This window comes from Polaribacter sp. 2305UL8-11 (assembly GCF_058147165.1).
On sequence record NZ_JBYVJW010000002.1, the window covers coordinates 332,637 to 342,718 of the forward strand.

Below are 10,082 nucleotides of genomic sequence, written 5' to 3' on the forward strand. Positions count from 1 at the left end.
AATGTCACACTGAGCTTGTTTGTGGAAGTGTAAATGAAAACTGTCTTCTACAGGCTCAGACTGACATTCGTTGTCTTAATTGTGATTTGTAATAAGAATTAAAACCCAATTATCTAAAACCAGTTGAAAAGCAAAACATCTACACTGAGCCTTTCGTCTTCGTTCAAGACAGGCTTTGTAGAAATGTAAATGATGATAATAAATTTTTAGTTTTTAATAATCTTCTTGGTTATATTCAAATTATTATCGCCCTTAATAGTAGCAAAATAAATGCCTTTAGCACCTTGTATAGCAAAGTTTACATTTTTTGTGTTAATATATTCTTTTGAAGAAATTCTTTGTCCTAAAATATTCGTCAAATCAATTTTAATAACTTTTTGAATTGAGTTAAACTTGATATTAACCAAGTTTTTAGTAGGATTTGGATACAAATTAATTGATAATGCTTCCTCTTTATCAACAGACAAGGTAGTGTTATAAGTTCTTCCAATTACTTCAATTTCTGCAAATTTTAACTTACTACTACCTTTGTTAAAAGATTGAATTCTCATGTATCTACCAACTGCGTTTAAATTATTTCCAGAAAACTTTCTTGTTGGAGTTCCGTTTTTAACGTATTCGTAATCTGCTTCTGCTTTAGAACCAGCAAAAGTGGTACTTGTAAAAGGGGTATCAGAAATAAAAACCGAAAAGTTTTTAAAATGAGTAGAAACCTCTTCTATACTAGCACCATTTAATTCTACAGTGTTCCAAATATCAAAATAATCTATTGTTTTTAATTCGCCAAAATCTAAATCATAATATGGCTCACTTTCACTTTTGGTTTGAGAAAAACTACCAACAGGCAACAAACCTCTTTGGTAATACTGTGCATTTATTCTTCCGTTGTTATTGCCATCTATTGCTTTTTCTGCATTTAAAGTAATGCTTGCAGTATTATGTGTACCATCTGTATAGCTTAAATTACTGCTTGTAGAACTTTGAGAAACTGTAGCAAATCTAGAAATTATCTGGTTTTTAGGTGCTAGAGCATTTGCAGTTTCTACAGTAGCATTCGCAAAAACTCCACTTGAAGATGCATTTTTAATTTTTATTTTAACAGGAAAAGTGGTGTATTTAAAAGTACGTCTGTTTGGTAAACTTTCGTTGATGATAAAGTACAATTCATCATTATTTTTCTCATCTTTAAAAACACCATTTACAGATAGATACTCTTCAAATTTTGTTTTGGATGCAAATTGATAAATTCTTTTTGGGTATCCAAATCTTAAATTTCCTTGTGCTAAAGCTTGCTGAATCCCCATATTATAGCTTCCAAAATCGTCAGTAATAATTCCATCAACTTCAAAGCGTAAGGCATTATTGCCTGTTTCATTATAATCTACCTCTAAAGTAGTAGCATCAATAATTGTAAAAGTGGTAGGTCTTGATGTAATTTCACTTTTTTGTAAATGAATTACATTGTCTGGGTGTTCTTTGTAATTAAAACTTGAATTTACAGACGGATTATCTACAACCAACTCGTAAAAATCGCCCACATTAGAAGTTTCTAAACCTATAAAAATCCAAGGGGTAAATCCGTTATTTCTTGTTTTAGGGGTATTTGAACTACTTAAAACTGTTTTAGAAACTCTTACTGCATGTTCTAAATCTACCATTTTAATATTTTCAAAAGTTTGATTGTGTGAGTGTTTCCACATATCTATTCCTAAAGAGTTATTTGCATTTTTCCCAGAAATATAAATGTCTTTAAAAGAATAATCTGCTTGATAGTTAATTAAAAAACCTGTGTTTGCTCCCCATACTTTAAACTTATCAAAAATAGAACGAGATTCATGATTTACTCCCATGTCTCTTTCTACAGAACGCAAACCAATGTTAGAATTTATAACGATAGTATTTTCCATAATTAAAGAAGCTTCTACTGGCATAACTCCATCACCTTCTTTACTATATCCATTTTTACTTAACGCAAAATTATCTACTTCATACCCTATTCTTGTTTTAGCAAGTGCTTCTGCATCTAATCTATCTAAATTATTGATAGAGTTATTCATATTAATAACCCCAACACCTCTTTTTGCATTTGCAATTACGTTATTTTTGCATAAAACAGCACGTCCTTTCATTGCCAAACCATCTCCAGAATACAAATAATCATCATGATACAAAGAGGCTGTATATGGGTCTGTTTTATGTCCTTCTTTAATATTTACTACCAAATTGTTGTTCCAAGTGCCAGTTTCACTTCCTGTTTCAGATACAATTCCAGCACCTGTTACATTATACACTACATTCTTAGAAACGTTTGCATGAGAATCATGATGTGTTATACCCCAACCAGGATTATCCCAAACTACATTTCCTGTAACTTGTGCCATTTTTGCTCCAAAAACAGTTCCTAATTTGTGTAAATGAATAGAATACCTGCCTCTAGGATTTGTTAGTTCGTTTTTTGGAATTGCTCTCATTTGTGCAATTTCTTGTCCTAATGCAGATATTTTTGAAGTAAAAACTTTTGGTGCTATCCATTTATCCCAAATAAAATCATCTAATAATTTAGATTTATCTGTTCTACCTAATTGTTTAAATTGTGCATTTTTAATTTGAACATTCGTATCATTATGCATTGCCATAACATGACCTCTTTGTGTAACAACAGAGGTTGTAGGAGATTTAAAAACAATATTTCTGGTTAAATTACCAACATAACAATGCAAACCTTCAGATAGTTTTCCTTGATGATTTTTAGATAAAGAAGATTGTGTTGTAATTGTTGCACCGTTTATATTTTTAATAGTAACTAAATCTTCACCATTATTTGATGCTTGAGCATTACCACTACTTGTTACAATTAAATCATCGCTAACGTTCCAACCTGTAGGAATGTCTTTTAATTTTAGTTTATTACTTCCTGCATTTGCATCTTCAGAAAGTTGCACCATATTTAATTTTTCTTTTCCAATAATTTCTAGTTGTCCCATAGTAACCATACCTAGACTTAGTTGTTTTGGATCCCAATTATAACGCCCTAAAACTCCTGCACCATCACTTATTTCTGTGCCTGCACTTTCAGTAATTTTAAAATCTCCACTGTTTGCTTGTTCTATTGTATTGTATCTATCTTTTCCAGAGCCTGTTCTGGTTTTAAAAGTAACTTTATTATTGTCTTTATAATGATTTTCTATATCTGTAGACCATATATTATTTGAATTTGCTCTATAAGCTTCAATATCAAAAGGTTTAATTTCTATTTCAATTTTTCCATCATTTGGGTTGTTTGCAATAAATTTTACGAAAGAAGTACTCATAGCAAAAAAAGTATCAAAAACTAATTTTGTGGTGGCTCCAGCATTGGTTTGTGTACAATTAAAGTTCCCATCTACTCTAATTGCAAAAATATGTGTATTAGAAGTCCCTTGATAATTAACTGTTCTTTCTTGAGGTATGTAAACAATTGCACCATTTCCAGGTATAGAATTAGTATTCCAAGTATCTGCAGAAAACCAAGAACCATCTTTAACAGCTTTATGTGTTATTTTATCCATTGGAATGGCATTCATCATATCCATTTGTGCTTTTGCAGGAAAAATGGTATAGAAAAAAAGAATAATGAAAAGAGGTAATTTTACGTAGTTTTTTTTCATGGTGCTTAATAATGGTTTTTACAAAATTAATTACTAATCAAAAAAAATAGGTTTCTTAACTGACAAATGGGGTTTAACAATTGTCTTTAACAAGACTTGTAATGACGATTTTGAAACCGATACTTTTATAGAAAAGTCTAATTTTGAAGAAGACTAAACTTTGGCACGTTTTTAAAGTCATACAATTAAACATTTATAAAATGAAACACAATATACTTTTAGTTCTTATCGCTTTTTTTACAGTAAAAACAGTAAAATCTCAAAATAAAGATACATTGAAACCAAATGTACTGTTAATTTGTATTGATGATTTAAGAAATAATTTAGGTGCTTATGGAGATACACAAGCTATTACTCCTAACATAGATGCGCTTTCAAAAAGTGGTGTAGTTTTTAGAAATCATCAAGTACAATATGCAGTTTGTGGACCTTCTAGAGCTGCTTTAACAACAGGTTTAATGCCAGAAGAAACAGGAGTTATTGGTTTTAAACCCATTAGAGGTAAATTACCTAATGTTACTTTTTTACCTCAGCATTTTAAAAATAATGGATACGTAACTGCTGCTGCTGGAAAAATACACGATCCTAGAACTGTTGGTATTAAAGCTAAAGACGAATTTACTAAAGATGGAGATGATGTTGCTTCTTGGAGTATTCCTTATTTAGCACCAAAAGGTGGCCATCATCCAAAAAATATTGCTTTAGATTTTCAAAACCTACCTGATGAAGAGTATGTAGATGGAATTATTAGAGTAGAAGGAATTAAATTGTTAGAAAAAGTTGCTAAAAAAGATGCGCCCTTTTTTATGGCAATTGGTTTTAAAAAACCTCATGAACCTTTTATTGCCCCCAAAAAATATTGGGACTTATACAACAACACCAATTTTAAAGTAGCCGCAAATCAAAAAGCACCTATAGGTAGAGACGATTTAAAAACCTATGCTATTAAAGGAAAAGATGTTAAGAAAAATATGAACCCAGAAACAGGTTTGATTAATGAAGATTTTCAACTTAAATTAAAACAAGGTTATTATGCTTGTACATCTTTTGTAGATGCTCAAATAGGGTTGATTATTGATAAATTAAAAAAATTAGGAGTAGCAGACAACACTATTATTGTGCTTTGGGGAGATCATGGTTTGTTTTTAGGTGAACATGGACGTTGGAACAAACACTCTAACTTAGAAGTAGCATCTTCATCACCATTAATTATAATAGATCCTAGAAACCCAAAAGCCAAAGGTGTAACTTTTTCTGCTGTTTCTACAATAGATATTTATCCAACTTTATGTGAATTGGCTGGTTTAAACATACCAGAACAACCAAAAAATAAAAATGATAAAACTGGAAGACCAATAAAAGGAAGAAGTTTAGTCCCAATTTTAAATGATACAAATGCACAAGTAAAAATTGGTGCCATTACTGTTTATAGAGGACAAAGAGGTTTGGGTTATGGTTATAGAATAAAAGGAAAATACAGATATATAGAATGGTTTAAAAAAGGAAAAGAACCTTTTTATGAGTTGTATGATTACGAACAAGACCCAAATGAAACCAGAAATTTAGCAGTAACCGAAAGAGAAACTTATGCGCCTTTATTGCACAAGTTTTCTAGAAATATTAGAAGTTTTGGAGAAAGTGATGGTTGTAAAGCCTTATTAAAAATAAAACCTTTTGAATTAAAAGACAAAAGTAAAATTCTTATTAGAGACGCAGATGGAGATGGAATTCCTGATGACAAAGAGAAAAAAGGCGATTCTAATGGAAATGGAATTCCTGATTATTTAGATTCAAAAAAATAAAAAGCAAATATTAATATAAGTAGAAAGTTATTAAGGTTATAAGCAATTTTTCTACTTAAAAAATATTATGCAACATAAATATTAAAATAATAATTATTAAAAATCGTTTCTAAAAATTACAAAATTAAATAGTAAAAGAGGCTGTCTGAAAAGTTAATTTAGCTGTCATTTTTGAGCCTTTCGTCTTCGCTTAAGAAATGCTTTGTGGAAAAATATATGTAATTAATTTAAATATATAAGATTTTTCCATTACAGTTGAAATGACAAATTTTAACACTTTTCAGACAGTACCTTATAAATAGATTCTAAACTTCTAAAAAGAGTATCTTTTTTCTATTGCTTAATTATTTTTTTAATTTCTTTCGTATTATCACTAAGATGGACATTGACAATGTATATGCCTTTGCTAAATTTATCTATATGTAAAATAGTTGATCTAGCATTTATTTTCTTTGCATACAGTTTTTGCCCCATCATATTAACAATCTCAATATAATTTATAGCAGATATTCCATTATTTTTTATTGTGATATAATTCTTTGATGGATTTGGATAGATTTTAATTTTATTTGGGGTTTCATCAAAATCTTTTACGTCTAGAGACTTTTTACTTCCTTTTCCATCATATTTAGCCGCTTTTGATGATGATGCAATTTTTTCAACCATTATTAAAGCTGTGTTAAGATTTACAGTTATTCTATAATTACCAGCTTCATTAACTTTCCATTTATGGTCTTTACCTTCTACAATATAATCTGTAGCCGTCAAAAAATCTGGATTTTCAGTAATGGCTCTAATATACGCTCCATCACCCCAATTGTTGGGAATGAAATCCGAACCTCTTTTAGCATGAATTTTAATCTGCCCTATATTTAAGTTCCCTTCAAACTGCCATATATTAGAATTGGCTGTTGTTTCTGTTAAGTCTGTAGTAGAGTCTCCCTCTGGTTTTGTCCAACTTCCTGTTGGAGAGCCCGATCCTACAAGGGTCATAAAATCAAAGTCTAACCTTTTTACTTTTAGTGAGCTATTTTTGTAATCTATAATAATTTCATATAGCCCAGCATCAGAAATATTCCATTTATTATCATCTCCTCCATGTATAAATTCTGTGGCCGATAGTAAATCTGCACTAGCCATTTTAGCTTGCAAAAACGAACCATCTGTCCAATCACCAGATATAAAATCAGTGTCTTCTTTGGTATGAATCTTAATTTCACCAGTATTTAAAGTTCCTCTAAACACCCAAATATTTGAGCCCAAAAAAGTCTCGGTAAAATCTGTTGTAGCATCACCTTCTGGTTTTGTCCAACTTCCTGTTGGAGAACCAGGACCGACCAATGTCATAAAGTCTGAATAATCCCTAATTACCCTCATTTCACCAGTATTCAAATTTATGGTAACATTATATCTTCCAGCTTCGGCAACGTTCCATTTATTGTCAGCCCCACCAACCGAGTAATCCAACGAAGAACGAAAATCAGCATTGACAGACTTTGCCTGTAAAAAATAACCATCTGTCCAGTCATTTGGGATAAAATCGGAACCTTGTTTTACATGGATTTTTATTTTCCCAGTATTTAAGGCACCTGTATATTCCCAAATATTCGAGCCTGAAGCGGTTTCTGAAAAATCTGTTGTAGCATCGCCTTCTGGTTTAGTCCAATTTCCTGTTAAAGAACCTGAGCCAACCAAAGTAACATAATCTGCATAATTTCTTTTGACCGATAATTTGGCTTTATTAAGGTCTAAGGTAATGTTATAAAACCCTGGCTCGTTAACATTCCATTTTAAGTCTGTTCCGTCCACTACATATTCTGAAGCTTCTTGAAAATCGGCATTAGCTGTTTCGGCTTGCAGGAACAAACCGTCTGTCCAGTCATTAGGAATAAAGTCTGAACCACTTTTAACATGAATTTTTATTTCACCTGAGTTCAAGTTTCCAGAAAAATTCCAAATGTTAGAACCTGTAGAAGTTTCCGTAAAGTCGGTTGTAGCATTACCTTCTGGCTTTGTCCAGTTACCTGTTGGTGAACCTGGTCCCACCAGAGTAACATAATCATAATCTAAATCTTTAACTGAGAGTGTATTATTTTTGAAATTAACGGTTATTTCATAAAGTCCAGCTGTAGCAACGTTCCATTTGTTGTCGGTTCCACTAACAACATATTGGTTTGCTGAAAGAAAATCTGCATTTGCCACAGTAGCTTGAAGAAACGTTCCGTCAGTCCAATCATTAGGGATAAAATCACCAGCTTTCACATGTATCTTTATCTCTCCTGTATTTAAAGCACCTGTATATTTCCAGATATCTGAACCTAGAGAAGTTTCTCTAAAATCTGTAACAACGTCTCCTTCTGGTTTTGTCCAATTACCTGTTGGCGAACCCGGCCCTACTAAAGTTACATGGTCATATACTGGATTTAATGCCCACAATTGATTATCGGAATTTGTAACTGTAGATTGAATTATATTTCCTTGTTCATCTACCGATAACGCCATATTACTATTAGCGTTGATTATTTTATAGTATCCTGAATTAGCTGAATCTTCATTAATTTTCCACTTTTGGTTAATTGAATGTAAATACTGATACATATGCACTTTTGCTCCATCATTGACCGATTGTTCTGCTACGTCTAAAGCTCTTTTATCAGTATCTCTAGAAATAATACTATATTCATTTGCACCTTCATAAGTAAACAACCATTTTTGTTTTGAATCCCAAATAAAACTGTTAATAGCTAGCGAATCTCTAACACCAGAAAAAGTAATAACTTTATTGTTCAGTTTAGACTTTACTGAGTAAACCTTGCCATTTAGATTAGATGGTTGTGGGTTTGTTGGTACTACTTTAAGTATTACGCAACCATGTGGTGGTACATCAATACTATAACTAGACATTACACCAAGATCTTCCTTTTTCCACAAATCTCTTACTGATGCTGTTCCAGAAAAACCTAACCAATCATTAAAGTCTAGACTTCTATTTTTGGTAACGTCTTCTCTATTAAAAAAGCCGACTATCCAATCACCATTTGACATCTGTCCTGCCCAAACCTGACTTGCTTCATTAGTAGGGTCGTTTGTAAAAATAGGTTTCCCAACAAAACCATCTTTATTCAATGCTAGCATTTCATTGTTCTGATAAAATTGAAGGTCATTACCTATAGTGCTGTATTGGTCTGCTACAGAAAGAGGCCCTCCAGCCATTAAATTTAATGAAATAACAGTCTTTTTTTCATCATCGTTTGCCATCGTATTTAGTCTGATAAAATCACCATCCAAAATCATTTTTTTTCTTCCTGAGATAAATGACCAATATGTATATCCATCAAATGTATTATAATATTCAGACCACCATGAATGACGAATTCCTCTATCAAAATTATTAAATCGGTGCCATCCTCCATGACCAACATCTTCATTAATACGTATCATGTGACCATATTTATTTTCTGAAATAGCATTGTTTTCTAATTCTGGCATCACCAAACTTAAAAAAATACCATTATCATCACAAACTTCTCGCATCCAACGAATTGCTTTCTCGTAATCTTCCACAGGTCTTGAAGGTCCATAACTATTATCTCCTTTGTCAGAACCTGTTTGAAACCAAGCAAGGAAATCTACTCTAAAGTAACTTACACCCATATCTGCATAATATTGAATATAGCCTTTGACATATTCTTCTGCGCCATCTTTAGTAACATCTACCCAACTAAATATTTTTTCCTCTTTAGGATTTGGATTGAGAAGATTTGAGAGCGGAATATTAGTTCCTTTAATTTTTATTCCTGCATTAGCTGCTGCTCTGTTTATCCATAAAGGATTGTTATACATGCCCAAAGTCATACCTCTATCCTGAAGATATTTGGACCAGTATTTATAATCATGTTCCCATTTTGCTGAATGTGTAATTCTATACCCATCTTTATTCCATTTTGTATCATCTCCCCAACCATCAATGCAAACCATATTATACCCATACTGTTTGAGGTTATCATTTACCCAATCAATATTTTTTTTCCATTCTTCTTCTGGAATAAAATTATTATCTGTAAAACAAAATTCATAAGGATTCCAATACAAAGGGGCCTTGTATGGGTTATCTTGAGCTATTGATACTTTATGACCAAATAGCAGTATTAAAAAAATTATTATTGTAGTGTTTTTCATGATTATGAAACGATTTAAAAATTAAGACTTCTAAGTAACAAAATAATAAAACACTATCAGTAGTGACACAAAAACTGTATAGATAAAACATATTCAGAATACAAATAAAAATCAAACAAAATGCTGATTATTAGTTATTTAATTTTTTTTCTAATAAAATTTGATATAGATTTTTAGACAAAAAATTAAACAATTAAAAGATTATACCTACTTATTTTATACTGTTATTTGTTCAAATCTCATCTACAAAATTACTAAGACTTAGTTATATAGATTTATATATAAAATACCAAAACGGCTTAATGGCAAAAAATGGTTGGTAAAAACCTCTGAATCCCTTTGTAATACTGATTAAATTAAAAGTTTATTGAAACTGGTTTCAATAAACTTTTTTTGTTAGATGAAAACATCAAAAAAAAGCGTTGTTGGGCTTGTGGAAGTTTATCAACAATCA

General features: G+C 31.3%; 3 protein-coding genes. 1 reads left to right on the forward strand and 2 read right to left on the reverse strand.

Going from position 1 to position 10,082, the window contains the following annotated elements; genetic code table 11:
• Positions 1-206: 206 nt before the first annotated feature.
• Entirely contained in the window at positions 207-3,647 is a 3,441-nt protein-coding gene (locus tag ACY2RW_RS03065; protein ID WP_490121227.1) for a T9SS type A sorting domain-containing protein, read from the reverse strand.
• A gap of 200 nt (positions 3,648-3,847) precedes the next feature.
• Between ACY2RW_RS03065 and ACY2RW_RS03070 the strand changes: the two genes are divergently transcribed.
• Positions 3,848-5,449, forward strand: a complete 1,602-nt coding sequence (locus ACY2RW_RS03070) for a sulfatase (RefSeq protein WP_490121228.1) — start codon at positions 3,848-3,850, stop codon at positions 5,447-5,449.
• A 333-nt stretch (positions 5,450-5,782) separates the two neighbouring features.
• On the opposite strand, the gene ACY2RW_RS03075 is transcribed toward ACY2RW_RS03070, so the two are convergent.
• Positions 5,783-9,628, reverse strand: coding sequence for an RICIN domain-containing protein (locus ACY2RW_RS03075; protein ID WP_490121229.1), 3,846 nt, complete (start codon positions 9,626-9,628; stop codon positions 5,783-5,785).
• Positions 9,629-10,082 lie beyond the last annotated feature (454 nt).